The organism is Pseudomonas sp. Ag1, from assembly GCF_000278565.1.
Classification (GTDB): domain Bacteria; phylum Pseudomonadota; class Gammaproteobacteria; order Pseudomonadales; family Pseudomonadaceae; genus Aquipseudomonas.
Genome location: NZ_AKVH01000113.1, coordinates 101,185 through 114,881, shown reverse-complemented (window position 1 = coordinate 114,881; position 13,697 = coordinate 101,185). Strand labels below are relative to the sequence as shown.

General features: G+C 61.3%; 17 protein-coding genes. 3 read left to right on the top strand and 14 right to left on the bottom strand.

The window, feature by feature from the left end; genetic code table 11:
* Positions 1 to 3: 3 nt before the first annotated feature.
* From A462_RS01250 to exbB, 7 genes are all read right to left on the bottom strand, one after another.
* Positions 4 to 924, bottom strand: coding sequence for a hydrogen peroxide-inducible genes activator (locus A462_RS01250; RefSeq protein WP_003213305.1), 921 nt, complete (start codon positions 922 to 924; stop codon positions 4 to 6).
* Between the two features lie 114 nt (positions 925 to 1,038).
* The gene (locus A462_RS01255; protein ID WP_003213303.1) at positions 1,039 to 1,569 is read right to left on the bottom strand and encodes an iron transporter; all 531 of its coding nucleotides are present in this window, start codon (positions 1,567 to 1,569) and stop codon (positions 1,039 to 1,041) included.
* A gap of 19 nt (positions 1,570 to 1,588) precedes the next feature.
* Positions 1,589 to 2,407: an FTR1 family iron permease gene (locus A462_RS01260; RefSeq protein ID WP_008439439.1), complete on the bottom strand. Its 819-nt coding sequence runs from the start codon at positions 2,405 to 2,407 to the stop codon at positions 1,589 to 1,591.
* 3 nt (positions 2,408 to 2,410) lie between these two features.
* Positions 2,411 to 2,746, bottom strand: a complete 336-nt coding sequence (locus tag A462_RS01265) for a cupredoxin domain-containing protein (protein ID WP_003213299.1) — start codon at positions 2,744 to 2,746, stop codon at positions 2,411 to 2,413.
* Positions 2,747 to 2,913: 167 nt separating this feature from the next.
* Positions 2,914 to 3,663 carry a TonB family protein gene (locus A462_RS01270; RefSeq protein WP_003213297.1) on the bottom strand — a complete coding sequence of 250 codons (750 nt, stop codon included), beginning with the start codon at positions 3,661 to 3,663 and terminating at the stop codon, positions 2,914 to 2,916.
* Complete coding sequence (gene exbD, locus A462_RS01275) at positions 3,660 to 4,085, bottom strand: TonB system transport protein ExbD (protein WP_003213296.1); 426 nt, start codon at positions 4,083 to 4,085, stop codon at positions 3,660 to 3,662. The genes A462_RS01270 and exbD overlap by 4 nt, the downstream gene beginning before the upstream one ends.
* Before the next feature lie 6 nt (positions 4,086 to 4,091).
* Entirely contained in the window at positions 4,092 to 5,078 is a 987-nt protein-coding gene (gene exbB / locus A462_RS01280; RefSeq protein WP_032899904.1) for a tonB-system energizer ExbB, read from the bottom strand.
* Positions 5,079 to 5,267: 189 nt separating this feature from the next.
* Here exbB and A462_RS01285 point away from each other — a divergent pair, with 189 nt between their 5' ends.
* Positions 5,268 to 6,119, top strand: coding sequence for an SDR family oxidoreductase (locus A462_RS01285; RefSeq protein WP_008439436.1), 852 nt, complete (start codon positions 5,268 to 5,270; stop codon positions 6,117 to 6,119).
* Positions 6,120 to 6,162: 43 nt separating this feature from the next.
* Here A462_RS01285 and A462_RS01290 read toward each other — a convergent pair whose 3' ends face one another.
* The 6 genes from A462_RS01290 to A462_RS01315 all read right to left on the bottom strand — a co-directional run bounded on the left by A462_RS01290 (position 6,163) and on the right by A462_RS01315 (position 11,467).
* Entirely contained in the window at positions 6,163 to 6,906 is a 744-nt protein-coding gene (locus A462_RS01290) for a hypothetical protein (RefSeq protein WP_003213290.1), read from the bottom strand.
* Positions 6,907 to 6,969: 63 nt separating this feature from the next.
* On the bottom strand, positions 6,970 to 7,350 hold the full coding sequence (locus A462_RS01295; protein WP_003213288.1) for a RidA family protein: 381 nt from the start codon (positions 7,348 to 7,350) through the stop codon (positions 6,970 to 6,972).
* 24 nt (positions 7,351 to 7,374) lie between these two features.
* The gene (spoT, locus tag A462_RS01300; RefSeq protein ID WP_008439435.1) at positions 7,375 to 9,480 is read right to left on the bottom strand and encodes a bifunctional GTP diphosphokinase/guanosine-3',5'-bis pyrophosphate 3'-pyrophosphohydrolase; all 2,106 of its coding nucleotides are present in this window, start codon (positions 9,478 to 9,480) and stop codon (positions 7,375 to 7,377) included.
* Positions 9,481 to 9,540: 60 nt separating this feature from the next.
* Positions 9,541 to 9,804: a DNA-directed RNA polymerase subunit omega gene (gene rpoZ, locus A462_RS01305; RefSeq protein WP_003176920.1), complete on the bottom strand. Its 264-nt coding sequence runs from the start codon at positions 9,802 to 9,804 to the stop codon at positions 9,541 to 9,543.
* 167 nt (positions 9,805 to 9,971) lie between these two features.
* Positions 9,972 to 10,592 carry a guanylate kinase gene (gmk, locus tag A462_RS01310; protein ID WP_008439434.1) on the bottom strand — a complete coding sequence of 207 codons (621 nt, stop codon included), beginning with the start codon at positions 10,590 to 10,592 and terminating at the stop codon, positions 9,972 to 9,974.
* A gap of 11 nt (positions 10,593 to 10,603) precedes the next feature.
* Positions 10,604 to 11,467, bottom strand: a complete 864-nt coding sequence (locus A462_RS01315) for a YicC/YloC family endoribonuclease (RefSeq protein WP_008439430.1) — start codon at positions 11,465 to 11,467, stop codon at positions 10,604 to 10,606.
* 217 nt (positions 11,468 to 11,684) lie between these two features.
* Between A462_RS01315 and rph the strand changes: the two genes are divergently transcribed.
* Positions 11,685 to 12,407: a ribonuclease PH gene (gene rph / locus A462_RS01320; RefSeq protein WP_003213280.1), complete on the top strand. Its 723-nt coding sequence runs from the start codon at positions 11,685 to 11,687 to the stop codon at positions 12,405 to 12,407.
* A 22-nt stretch (positions 12,408 to 12,429) separates the two neighbouring features.
* Positions 12,430 to 12,798 (top strand): DUF4870 domain-containing protein, encoded by a 369-nt coding sequence (locus A462_RS01325; RefSeq protein ID WP_003213278.1) that lies wholly within the window; start codon positions 12,430 to 12,432, stop codon positions 12,796 to 12,798.
* 58 nt (positions 12,799 to 12,856) lie between these two features.
* Here A462_RS01325 and A462_RS01330 read toward each other — a convergent pair whose 3' ends face one another.
* Positions 12,857 to 13,636, bottom strand: a complete 780-nt coding sequence (locus A462_RS01330) for an exodeoxyribonuclease III (RefSeq protein ID WP_003176915.1) — start codon at positions 13,634 to 13,636, stop codon at positions 12,857 to 12,859.
* Positions 13,637 to 13,697: the final 61 nt, after the last annotated feature.

Below are 13,697 nucleotides of genomic sequence, written 5' to 3'. Positions count from 1 at the left end.
TACTTAGCTCGCAGCAGGCGGCTTGGCCACCGAACACAGGCGGATCGAGTCGGCGAGGATTTCAATCGCTTTCGGACGCGGGAAGCTCGCACGCCAGGCAATCGCCACAGTGCGGAACGGTACCGGCGGCGTCAGTGGGCGCACGGCGATCACGCCGGGGGCGTAGTGATGGCTGTCGACCGCCGACAGCGGCAGGATCGAGATACCCAGGCCGGAGGCGACCATATGGCGAATGGTTTCCAGGGAGCTGGACTCCACGGTGGTGTGCTTGGCGCCGTCGTTGCCCTTGGTCAGGGTCGGGCAGGCTTCCAGCACCTGGTCGCGGAAGCAATGGCCTTCGCCCAGCAACAGCAGGCTCTTGTCGTTGAGCAGGCCCGCGTCGATGGTGTCTTTCTGCGTCCATGGGTGGGACGCTGGCATCAGCACGTAGAACGGCTCATCGTAGAGCGGCAGCGTCAGCACATCCGCCTCGTTGAACGGCAGGGCGATGATGATCGCGTCCAGCTCGCCGTTGCGCAGTTTGTCGCGCAGCACGTGGGTGAAGTTTTCTTCGATATACAGCGGCATCTGCGGCGCGACGCGGTGCAGTTGCGGAATCAAGTGCGGGAACAGGTACGGGCCGACGGTGTAGATGGCGCCGACTTTCAGCGGGGCGGTCAGTTGGTTCTTGCCGGCCTGGGCCAGCTCGCGAATGCTCTGGGCCTGTTCCAGAACCTTCTGGGCCTGGGCGACGATGCCTTCGCCGACGGGCGTCAGGCGCACGGCGCTTTTGCTGCGCTCGAAAATCAGCACACCGAGTTCGTCTTCAAGCTTCTTCACACCCACCGACAGCGTCGGCTGGCTGACGTGGCAACGCTCGGCCGCGTGGCCGAAGTGCTGCTCTTGGGCGAGGGTAACGATGTAGCGTAATTCTGTAAGAGTCATAGCGGGCGTCCATGAGGTTGCGGGCCAAGCATACCGGCTGCAATCGATAGACGCACGTTATCAGACAGCGTAGGGGCCGCGACACCGGTTAATCGGGTATCGCCGCCCCGTATTTCACTTTTGCGGGTACTTGAAGGTGAAGGTTTCGGTGAAGGGAGCCCACCATTCAGGCACGCCGGTTTCCTTGTCTACATGGTGGAAGAAACCCTTGATCTGTGGGCTTTCATAGCGCAACACCACGGTGTAGGTGCCGGGGCCGTCCATTTTCACGTTGTTGGCGTAGTGGGCGCCGTCTTTGGCCACCATCGGCAACAGCGTGCCGATTTCCTTGTAGTCGGGCGAGCCCTGCTTGACCAACGAGTAGCTGATGGTCAGGTAGGGCACCCACTCACCGTTGGACAGGCCGTATTTGTTGTCGGCGGTGGCGTGCACATCGGTCTCAAGGTGTACCGAGTCCTTGCTCATCACCATGCCTGGCGGCATGGGCGCCATTTCGATGCCCACCAGGTACGAGGAGGCGATCTCCATGTCATTGATCTGCACCGGTCCGCCAATCGGGTATTCGCGGGCTTGGGCGAGGGCGGAAGCGGCCACGGCGCTGACGAGCAGCAGTGCGGCGGCGAAGGGGTTGCGCAGGTGTTTCATGGTGGGGCTCCTGGGGCGGTTAATGTGATTGTGTCGGGCGTGAATGCAGTAAACGGTTACCCAGCACCAGGAGCGAGAGGGTGACAAGCCACGCCACCAATTGAACGCCCAGAGGTCGGTCGGTGTAGCCCACCAGCGCGGTCAATGCGCGGCCGGTGAGGCTGCCATCGGAGACCAGCCAGGAGGTGTCCCAGAGCTGGTAGCCCCAGGCGGGAATCAGGTCGATACCGGCGAGGATCGCGGCGGCCCGGCCAGCCATGCCGGCGGCAAGCAAGGCGATCATCCAGCCGGTAATCGAGAACAGGCGCTTGAGGCTGATGGCGACCAGGCCGCGGTACATCAGCCAGGACAGCGCGGCGCCGGCGACGATGCCGAGCACGCCGCCGGCCAACATCGACAGTGGGTCTGTCTGGCTGGATGCGGCGATGCCATAGAGGAACAGCACGATTTCCGAGCCTTCGCGCAGCACGGCCACGGTGATGACCACGGCCAGGGCCCAGAGTGATTTTTCACCCTTGAGTACTGAATTGCCGGCGCTGCGCAGTTGGGTCGCCAGCTCGCGACCATGACTGGCCATCCATAAGTTGTGCCAGCCCAGCATGACCACGGCGACCACCAGGATGGCCGCGTTGAAAATTTCCTGGCCGAAGCCTTGCAGCGCCTGGGTGATTGCGCCGGTAAACAGCGCCAAGATGCCGGCACCGAGCACGCCGGCTGCGATTCCGCCGCCAATGAACAGCCCACGTCTTGCCAGGCCCTGGGTGGCGGCCATCACGATGCCCACCACAATCCCGGCTTCCAGCACTTCTCGAAACACGATCAACAGACAGGCCAGCATGGCTTACTCCTTGGCCGCGACGGCGGTGACCGTGCCTTTGGCCTGGTCGGGGTGGTAGTCATCGAAGAAGGTGTAGGTGCCGGGATGCAGCGGGCCGGCAAACACCGTGATGGTGTTGCCGGGGACGATGATTTTTTCGAACTTCATGTCGTAGCTTTCGAACTCGTCGACGCTTTCATCGTGGCTGGTGAGTTGAATGCGAAAGCGCTCACCGGCCGGCACCTCGAACGTCGAGGGGCTGAAGGTGTGGTTCTGAATGACCAGGGTGACCAGCTGATCCGCCTGTGCAGCGACGGGTAAAGCCAATAGGAGGAGAGCCAGCCGGGCAAGGTTGGGCATGCCGAATGTCCGCTAATGAGAACTATTCGCGGATAATTAGCGTTGTCTTTAAGTGTTACAAGTGAAGATCGAGTTAGGTGTTGACTCGTTCAAGCCCGGTTCAGGTTGCGGTGATGCGGGGGGAGGGAGCAACAGCCGTGGGCACCCGAGAGTGCCCACGGTAGGGTTTAGCGGCGACGTTTTTCGATGTTGTAAACGAATGGTGCAACGATCTCGATGCTCCCGCCTTTCAACATGTCGGCCGGCGGCTTGGGCAGCGGCTGGGCACGACGGATCATGTCGAGGGTGGCGCGGTCCAGGTCGGCGTTGCCGGAGCGGCCCACCAGTTCGTAGGACAGCACGTTGCCATCGGCATCAACCACGAAACGCAGGCGGTTCAGGCCTTCCTTGCCACGCGCCTGGGCGCCCGGCGGGTACTTCTTGTACTTCTGCAGGTGGCCCAGCAGGGTACTTTCCCAGGTGGCCTTGGCCGCGATCTGCTGCGGTGAAGGGCCCGGTTGTGGCTGGGCGGATTTTTCCGTAGGCGCGTTGTTCTGCGGAGTTTCGCTCGGCGGCTCTTCGGAAGGTTTTTCCTTGGGCGGATCGGGCTTCTTCTCCACAGGCTTGGGCGGCTGTGGTTTTGGCTTGGGCTTGACCGGCTTTGGCACCTGGATCGTCGGCTTAGGTGCCTCGGCCAGTTTCGGCAATGGCAGCTCTTCGACTGGCGCAGGCGGCTGTGGCGGCGTGATCACCTTCGGCGGGGCCGGAGGTGGTGGCGCCGGCATCGGTGCCAGGTCGATGACCATGGCGGCCGGAGGCAGCTGGACCATATGTGGCGCCGACCACTGGAGCGCGATGATGATCGCGACGGCGTGGACGCCCAGCACGACGGCAAGGCTGGTGCCATAACGCGTCAGTTTGTGGCGCGTCGTGATCATTTCTTGGCTGCCGTCTCAAGTCCGACCAGGCCTACCTTGAGGTAGCCGGCCGCCCGCAGGGCATCCATCACGCTCATCAGGTCGCCGTAGTCCACGCCCTTGTCGGCCTGGAAGAAGATGGTCGTGTCTTTCTTGCCCTGGGTCTTGGCGTCGAGCACCGCGCCCAGGGTGTCGGATTTGACTTCTTCTTCGCCCAGGAACAGACGCTGGTCCGCCTTCACGCTGAGAAATATCGGTTTCTCCGGCCGCGGCGCAGGTTTCGCGCTGGAAGCGGGCAGGTCGACCTTGATATCCACGGTGGCCAACGGTGCCGCCACCATGAAGATGATCAGCAGCACCAGCATCACGTCGATAAACGGCGTGACGTTGATTTCGTGGTTCTCGACGAGCTCGTCGTCGCCTTGATTCAAATGCAGGCCCATGGCCGATTACCCCACTTTCACCATATGCGGTTGCGAGCTGCGCTCGGTAGGCAGGTGATCGAGGTCACGGCTGACCAGCAACAGGACTTCTGCCGAAGCGTCCGACACCTGCGCCTTGTAGCCGGCGATCGAACGGGCGAAGACGTTGTAGATCACCACCGCAGGAATCGCGGCAACCAGGCCCAGTGCGGTTGCCAGCAGGGCTTCGGCGATGCCGGGAGCCACGACGGCGAGGTTGGTGGTCTGGGTTTTGGCGATGCCGATGAAGCTGTTCATGATGCCCCACACGGTACCGAACAGGCCGACGAAGGGCGCGGTGGAACCGATGGTGGCCAGCACGCCGGTGCCGTTGCTCATGTTGCGACCGCAGGCGGCAACCAGGCGCTCAAGACGGAAACTCACGCGTTCCTTGATGCCTTCCTTTTCACGGGTGTTGGCAGACAGGCGCATCTCTTCGAGTGCGTCGTGAACCAGCAGGTGCGCCAGGGTGCCCTTCTTCGCCGCGCTTTCGCTGGCTTCTTTCAGGGTGGTGGCTTTTTTCAGGTGGACGATTTCAGTGCGCAGGCGACGCTTGGCGCCCAGCAGTTCGAAGCCCTTGGCGATCCAGATGGTCCAGGTGATGATCGAAGCGATGGCCAGGCCGATCATCACGATCTTCACGATGATGTCAGCGTTCTGGTACATGCCCCACGGCGACAGGTCGTGGGCCATGCCCAGGCTGTTGTCTTCTTCCAGCACGACGCCGGATTCGTCAGCCGGTGCGCCTTCGGCGGCCAGGGCCGGGTCGGTCGCGGCCGGTGCGGCGGCTGGCGCAGGAGCGCTTTGCTCTGTAGCTGGCGCGCTCGCTGCAGGCGGGGCGGCCGGCGCGGTGTTGTCGGCGAACGCGGCGGTCGGTGCCAGCAGGACGCTGAACAGCACTGCAGCAATCGCACGCCAGGCGCGGGATGGGCTGTGAGGCTTGGTTGGCGAAGCGGGGGATGTATTGCGTGTCATGCTGGCCGGACCTGAGAGAAAAAAATGAGTGAGCGTCCTTCCAGACCGTAACGGGTCGAGGACAAATGGGCGGTTATTATTGCAAGTAATTCTTGTTAACAGAAGTAATACAGTTACTTTATTTGTCGTTTTGCTGGCCGCTGGTCATCTGCGGGGGCTAACCTTGACCTTTAAGAACGGAGTTTTGTGATGTCTGCGCCTTCTGTGGTGATTGCCGGTTGCGGCGATGTCGGTAGCCGTCTGGCCACCCAATTGCTGGCCCAGGGCTGGGAGGTTCATGGCCTGCGGCGGGATATTTCGCGCCTTCCCAAGGGCGTTATCGGGATTGCCGGCGACCTGTTCAATGAAGACTGCCCCGATACCTGGCCGGTGGGCGGGGTGGATTACCTGGTGTATTGCGCGGCCGCCACCGATCACGACGAGGCGGGTTATCGTGCGGCATACGTGCAAGGGTTGCGGCATGTGCTGGAGTGGCTGAACGACTACGGCCAGGAGCCCAAGCACCTGCTGTTTGTGTCCAGCAGCAGTGTGTATGGGCAGCAGAACGGTGAGTGGGTCGACGAAAGCTCCGAGACCAAGGCAGGCGGTTATTCCGGCCAAGTCATGCTGGAAGCCGAGCAAGTGGCGTTGGATAGCGGCATTCCCGCCAGTGTCGTGCGCCTTACCGGGATTTATGGTCCAGGTCGGGAGTGGTTGTTGAGCCAAGTGCGCCAAGGCTATCGCGTGGCGATTGATCCGCCTTTATATGGCAACCGGATTCACGCGGATGACGCGGCGGGTTTGCTGGCGTTTTTGCTGCAGCACGTGGAGCAGGGGGGTGTGCTGGATAAGTGCTACATCGGCGTTGACGATGCTCCGGCCCCGCTGGCCGAGGTGGTTGCCTGGTTGCGCGAGTACCTTGGCGTGACCGAATGGGCCGAGAACGCCAGCGTGCGACGCGCCGGTAGCAAGCAGTGCAGCAACGCCCGGGCCAAGGCGTTGGGCTGGGTGCCGCGTTATCCGAGTTATCGCGAAGGGTATGCGGCGATCCTGGAGGGTTGATCGCGGCGTGAAGAAAAAGGAGCCTGAGGGCTCCTTTTTTGCGTCACTGTTTTTCCAGCAACCACTGTCGTGGCCCGGGGGTAAACGAGGGTACCTCGTCGGCCTGGGCGGTGTTGATCGCCTGGAAGATCTCCAGTTGCTTGCCCTTGCGCGCAAAGATCCACGGGTTGCCCTGGCCGTTCAACTGTAGCCAGATACTGTCGTAGCCGCCGCTCATGGAGGCGCAATCGCCCGCCAAGCACAGCGAGTACTGATCGGCGCCGGGCAAGCCGGTCACCTGGCCATTGGCCTGGAACTGTACGGTGGCGCCTTCGCCAGTGCCGCTGCTGATTTTCCAGGTGCCGCCCATGTAGGCGGCGTACAGGGTGCGTTCGAAGTTGGCACCCAGTGGCGCGCCTTCGGGGGCTGGATCCTTGGCACGGGCGAACAGTTGCTCGGGCTCGTTATCATTGGCCCCTTGCAGCAGCAGCTTGCCTTTACGCTTGAGTTCAGTGGCGGAGCTGCCGTAGAAATCGACACTCCAGGCGCCGGATTTTTCACCCAGCAATTTGCCTTCAGCTACTTCAAAGCCGTTGTAGTAGCGGGCCTGGGACGCTTTGGTGTTCACCTCCCATTCGAGGTTCGGACCATAGCTCTGCAGGGCTTCACGCAAAGGGCCGCCCTTGGCTGCCGCGTCGATGGCGGCCTGGTTGATCCAGGTGCCGCTCACATCCAGGTCGGCGGGATTGCTGGCGCAGCCGCCGAGCAACAGGGCGAGCAACGAAGAGGCAACGAGCGCTTTGCGCATTACGAAATCCTTCCAAGAACCAATTCGGCGCAGCCTTCCCGTGGAAGCGCTGCGCCGGATGTTTTACTCGATGACCAGAATGGCGTCCATCTCAACCTGCGCGCCCTTTGGCAGGGCGGCAACGCCGATGGCGGCGCGGGCTGGGTACGGCTGTTCGAAGTACTTGCCCATGATCTCGTTGACCTTGGCGAAGTGGCTCAGGTCGGTGAGGAAGATGTTCAGTTTGACGATGTCCTTGAACGAACCGCCCGCAGCTTCGGCAACCGACTTCAGGTTTTCGAAGACCTGGATGGTCTGGGCTTCAAAGCCTTCAACCAGCTCCATGGTTTTTGGGTCCAGTGGAATCTGGCCGGACATGTAGACGGTATTGCCCGCCTTGATCGCCTGGGAATAAGTACCGATTGCTGCTGGTGCCTTGTCGCTGGTGATAACAGTCTTGGTCATGAATGACTCCTTGTAATGGATGGGCTAGGCGCGCATGCGGGTGATGCGGATGACCCCGGTCAGGGCGCGCAGTTTCTTGATCACGCGGGCCAGGTGCACGCGGTCGTGCACGCTGACCACCAGTTGGACCACGCTGATGCGGCCATCGCGTTCGTCCATGCTGATTTTCTCGATATTGCCGTCGGCCGCGTTCACGCTGCTGGCCAGCAGGGCGATCAGGCCGCGTTGGTGTTCCAGCTCGACCCGCAGCTCGACGTTGAATTCGCCAGTGACATCCTTTGCCCACGAAAGCTGGATGCATTTCTCGGGGTTGTGGCGGATTTCACTGATATTGCGGCAGTTGTCCAGGTGCACCACCATGCCTTTGCCGGCGGACAGGTGGCCGACAATCGGGTCGCCAGGGATCGGCGTGCAGCACTTGGCGTAGCTGAGCACCAGGCCTTCGGTGCCGCGAATCGCCAGCGGGCCTTCGGGGCTTGGCAACTGTTCGCCTTCGCCCAGCAGGCGGCGCGCGACCACATAGGCCATGCGGTTGCCCAGGCCGATGTCTTCCAGCAAGTCTTCGATCAGTTCCTGGCGGTACTCATGCAACATCGCCTGCACGCGTTCGGCCGGGATCTTGTCCAGGGAACTGTCGAAGCCGTTGAGCACCTTGTTCAGCAGGCGTTCGCCCAGGCTGATGGACTCGGAACGGCGTTGCAGTTTCAGGGCATGACGGATGTGGGTGCGAGCCTTGCCGGTGACCACAAAGTTGAGCCAGGCCGGGTTCGGGCGCGCGCCCGGTGCGCTGACGATCTCCACCGTGGAGCCGCTTTGCAGCGGTTCCGACAGCGGGGCCAGTCGACGATTGATCCGACAGGCTATGCAGCTGTTACCCACGTCGGTGTGCACCGCGTAGGCAAAGTCGACCGCCGTGGAGCCTTTGGGCAGCTCCATGATCCGGCCTTTGGGCGTGAACACGTAGACCTCGTCCGGGAACAGGTCGATCTTCACGCTTTCGATAAATTCCAGGGAGTTGCCGGCACGTTGCTGCATTTCCAGCACGCCCTTGACCCACTGGCGGGCGCGGGCATGGGTGCCTTTTGGCTGCTCGTCGCCGGTGGATTTGTACAGCCAATGGGCGGCGATGCCGTTGTTGGCCATCTCTTCCATTTCGCGGGTGCGGATCTGGATCTCGATCGGCACCCCGTGCATACCGAACAGCGTGGTATGCAGCGACTGATAGCCGTTGGCCTTGGGAATCGCGATGTAATCCTTGAAGCGTCCCGGCAGGGGCTTGTACAAATTATGTACAGCACCCAGCACGCGGTAGCAGGTATCGACCTTGTCGACGATGATCCGGAACGCGTACACGTCCATGATCTCGTTGAAGGCCCGGCGCTTGCCGCGCATCTTCTTGTAGATGCCGTAGATGTGTTTCTGCCGGCCGCTGACCTCGCCCTCGATCTCATCGATCGCCAGGCAATGGCTCAGGGATTCTTCGATCTTGTTGACGATTTCCTTGCGATTGCCCCGGGCGCGTTTCACTGCCTGGTAGATGCGCGCGGAACGCATCGGGTGCATGGCCTTGAAGCCGAGGTCTTCGAACTCGATACGAATGGCGTGCATGCCCAGCCGGTTGGCGATGGGCGCGTAGATTTCCAGGGTTTCCTTGGCGATGCGCCGGCGTTTTTCACCGGACAGCACTTCCAGCGTGCGCATGTTGTGCAGCCGGTCGGCCAGCTTGACCAGGATCACCCGGATGTCCCGGGCCATGGCCATGGCCATCTTCTGGAAGTTTTCCGCCTGGGCTTCGGCCTTGGTCTCGAAGTTCATCTGGGTCAGTTTGCTGACCCCGTCGACCAGTTCGGCCACGGTTTCGCCAAATTGCGCACTGAGCGCTTCCTTGGCAATGCCGGTGTCTTCGATCACGTCATGCAGCATCGCGGCCATCAGGCTCTGATGGTCCATGTGCATGTCGGCAAGAATATTGGCCACGGCAAGAGGATGCGTGACATACGCCTCGCCACTGCGGCGGCGTTGGCCGTCGTGGGCTTGTTCGGCGTAGAAATACGCTCGGCGGACCAGGTTGACCTGGTCTGGGCCGAGGTAGGTCGATAAGCGATCGGCGAGGGCGTCTATGCTCGGCAAAGTATTAACTCCTGCCGTTGGCTGTGACCCCGCGCCGTGCTACGTCGACCAGGCATAGGCTTAGACGGCCTCGTTGGACTCGTCCTCGAACGCTGCAAACAGCGGTTCGTCTTCAACGATTTCGGCGTTGGCGATGAACTCGTAGCTCATCAGGCCTTCAGCGATTTCACGCAGGGCTACAACGGTAGGCTTGTCGTTTTCCCACTGGACCAGGGGCTCTTTGCCGCCAGTGGCCAGTTGACGGGCACGCTTGGTAGAGAGCATGACCAGCTCAAAGCGGTTATCCACGTGTTCTAGGCAGTCTTCAACGGTTACGCGGGCCATGGTATTCCTCGGAGCGAATGCAATATGCGCGCTGCCCGGTTGGGCGAGCGGACTGAACAGTTTAAAAAATCACCAGCGTTTAGGGAAGCGCTGATTTTTCGCAGGCCATCGCAAACGCGCTACAAGTGCCAATGTAAAGCCCCTGCAGCGGTTTTGGGAAGAGCCAATCAGCCGAGCAGTTCGGCCAATAATTTGCCGAAACGCTGCTGCTGACGCTTTTGCTGGAGCTGATTGGCGCGGAAAATCGCTTTCAGATCGTCCAGCGCGTGACCGAAATCGTCGTTGATGATCAGGTAGTCGTAGTCGACGTAGTGGCTCATTTCACTGACGGCTTCACGCATGCGACCTTCGATGATCTCGTCGCTGTCCTGGCCACGATTGGTCAGGCGCTGGTGCAATGCTTCCAGCGAAGGCGGCAGGATGAAGATCGAGCGGGCTTTGGGCATCAACTGGCGCACTTGCTCGGCGCCCTGCCAGTCGATTTCCAGGATCAGGTCGTGGCCTTCGTCCAGGGTCTGCTGCAGGTGGCTTTGCGAGGTGCCGTAGAGGTTGCCGAAGACCTCGGCGCGCTCCAGGAAATCACCGTGCTCGATCATCTTGACGAACTCGGTGCGCTCGACGAAGTGGTAGTGCACGCCGTTCACTTCACCCGGGCGCATGGCGCGGGTGGTGTGGGATACCGAGATGCGGATCTGCTCGTCAGCGTCGGTCAGGGCCTTGACCAGGCTGCTTTTGCCCGCGCCCGATGGGGCGGAAATGATGTACAGGGTGCCGGTGCTGTGGGTCATGTCAGGGTGCCTTACTCGATATTCTGTACTTGTTCGCGCATTTGCTCGATCAACACTTTGAGGTTGACCGCCGCCTGGGTACTGCGCGGATCAAAGGCTTTGGAGCCCAGTGTATTGGCTTCGCGGTTGAGTTCCTGCATCAGGAAGTCCAGGCGCCGACCGGCGGCACCGGCAGACTTGAGCACGCGGCGCACTTCCAGGATGTGGGTGCTCAGGCGGTCGAGTTCTTCGGCCACGTCGCTTTTTTGCGCCAGCAGGACCATCTCTTGCTCCAGGCGCACCGGATCCAGTTCGGCCTGCATGTCGGCGAAGCGGTCCAGGACCTTCTGGCGCTGGGTGGCAAGCATCTGCGGCACCAGTTCGCGCAGGGTCACCACGTCTTCTTCAATGGAGGTCAGGCGGTCGCTGATCAGGCGGGCCAGTTCGGCCCCTTCACGCTCGCGGCCGGCCTTGAGTTCTTTCAAGCCCTGGTTGAACAGGGCCAGCGCCTCGGCGTTCAACGCCTGTGGGTCAGTGGCATCGGCCACCAGCACGCCGGGCCAGGCCAGGACTTCCAGCGGGTTGATGGCGGCAGGCTGCTTGATCAGGCCGGCGATGGTTTCGGCGGCGGCGACCAATTGGGCGGCGCGCTCGCGATCCACCTGCAACGGCTTGCCGGTGGTTTCCTCGGTAAAGCGCAGGGTACATTCCAGCTTGCCGCGGGAAATGCCCTGGCGCAGCGCTTCGCGGACCGCGCCTTCGAGGTCGCGAAACGATTCCGGCAGGCGCAGGTGCGGCTCCAGGTAGCGGCTGTTGACCGAGCGCAATTCCCAGCTCAGGGTGCCTTGGACGCCGGCTTTTTCGACGCGGGCGAAGGCGGTCATGCTGTGCACCATGGAGGTACCTCGCGATGCAGTCCCGCAAACAGGCGGGCTGATGGGTAGATTGAAGCCGACAGGCTGCGAAGGCGCAGGATTGTAGCTCAAGGGGACGGGTGGCCCCAAACAGTGGCTTCGGTGCCCGGGTTTGTAACAGGATTTTTTAGCCGTGCCGATCAGGGCTGGCGGCTCTATAATGCTCGGCAGTTTTTCGTCCTCCGTACAGGTATCCCCTATGAAACGTCCAAGTGGTCGCGCTGCCGATCAGCTCCGCTCGATCCGCATCACCCGCAACTACACCAAACACGCCGAGGGATCTGTACTGGTCGAGTTTGGCGATACCAAGGTTATCTGCACCGTCAGCGTCGAAAACGGCGTGCCGCGTTTCCTCAAGGGCCAGGGCCAGGGTTGGTTGACCGCCGAATACGGCATGCTGCCGCGCGCCACCGGCGAGCGTAACCAGCGTGAAGCCAGCCGTGGCAAGCAAGGCGGGCGCACCCTGGAAATCCAGCGCCTGATCGGTCGCTCCCTGCGTGCAGCCCTGGACATGTCCAAGCTGGGCGACGTGACCCTGTACGTCGACTGCGACGTGATCCAGGCCGACGGTGGCACCCGTACTGCCTCCATCACCGGCGCCATGGTTGCCCTGGTCGACGCGCTCAAGGTCATCAAGAAACGTGGCGGCCTGAAAGGCGGCGATCCGCTCAAGCAGATGATCGCGGCTGTATCGGTCGGCATGTATCAGGGCGAGCCGGTGCTGGATCTGGACTATCTTGAAGATTCGGCTGCCGAGACCGACCTGAACGTGGTGATGACCAGCACCGGTGGTTTCATCGAAGTGCAGGGCACCGCCGAAGGCGCGCCATTCCAGCCGGCGGACCTGAATGCCATGCTGGCCCTGGCCCAGAAGGGCATGACCGAAATCTTCGAACTGCAGAACGCCGCATTGGCCGACTGATTCAATCCCAAGGAGCGACGCCATGAGTGACAGCCAACTTCCACTGCCGACACCGTCCAAGGAAGTTCGCCAGTGGGCGATGCTCTGTCATTTTGCGGCGTTCTTCGGGCTGATGTTCCCGTTCGGCAGCCTGCTGGGGCCCTTGATTCTTTGGCAGGTGAAGAAGGATGCAGACCCGTTCATTGATGACCAGGGCAAGGAAGCGCTGAATTTCCAGATCACCGTGGGCATTGCCTGGGCGGTCTGCTTCCTGCTGGGTTTTATCGTGATCGGCTTCGTGTTGATGACTGTGCTGGTGATCGGCGCGGTGGTGATGACGATCATTGCGGGCATCAAGGCCAACAAGGGCGTGGCTTATCGTTATCCGTGGACGTTGCGGTTGATCAAATAACCACCGCCCACAAAAAAACCGACAGTGATGTCGGTTTTTTTGTGCCTGGAAAAAGACCTTAGATGGTCAAGGTCCAGTCGTAGTCCACGATCAGCGGCGCGTGCTGCGAGAAGCGCGGCTGGCGTGGCAGACGTGCGCTGCGCACGAAGCGACGCAAGCCTGGCGTCAGCAGCTGGTAGTCAAAACGCCAGCCGAGGTTGAGCATCTCGGCCTGTTCGTTATCCGGCCACCAGCTGTACTGGTCGCCTTCGCGGCTGACTTCCCGCAGGGCATCGACATAGCCCATGTTGCCGACAATCTCGTCCATCCAGGCCCGTTCCGGCGCCAGGAAGCCCGGGGATTGCTGGCTGTCGCGCCAGTTCTTGATATCCAGCTTCTGTTGCGCCACGTACAGCGAGCCACAGTAAATGTACTCGCGACGTTTGCGTCGCTGTTTATCCAGATAACGGGCGAAGTCGTCCATTAGCTTGAACTTCTGGTTCAAGTCTTCATCGCCATTCTGCCCTGATGGAAGCAGCAAGGTCGCAATGCTGACCTTATCGAAATCGGCTTGCAGGTAGCGCCCGTAGCGGTCGGCTGTCTCGAAGCCGAGGCCGCTGATGACCGCCTTGGGTTGCAACCGCGAATACAAAGCCACGCCGCCTTGGGCGGGAACTTCGGCATCACAGGCATAAAGGAAGTAGCCATCCAGTTGGAAGGCTGGGTCGTCCAGTTCAAAGGCGGAGGCGCGGGTGTCCTGCAGGCAGATGACGTCGGCATTCTGGGCTTGCAGCCAACTGAGCAAACCACGCTCGACTGCAGCCTGAATACCATTGACGTTCACACTGATGATCCGCATAAATGGCCCCAAAAATCGCGTGCGTGTATGATACACGCCGTCTACCTAATTAGCTAAATCC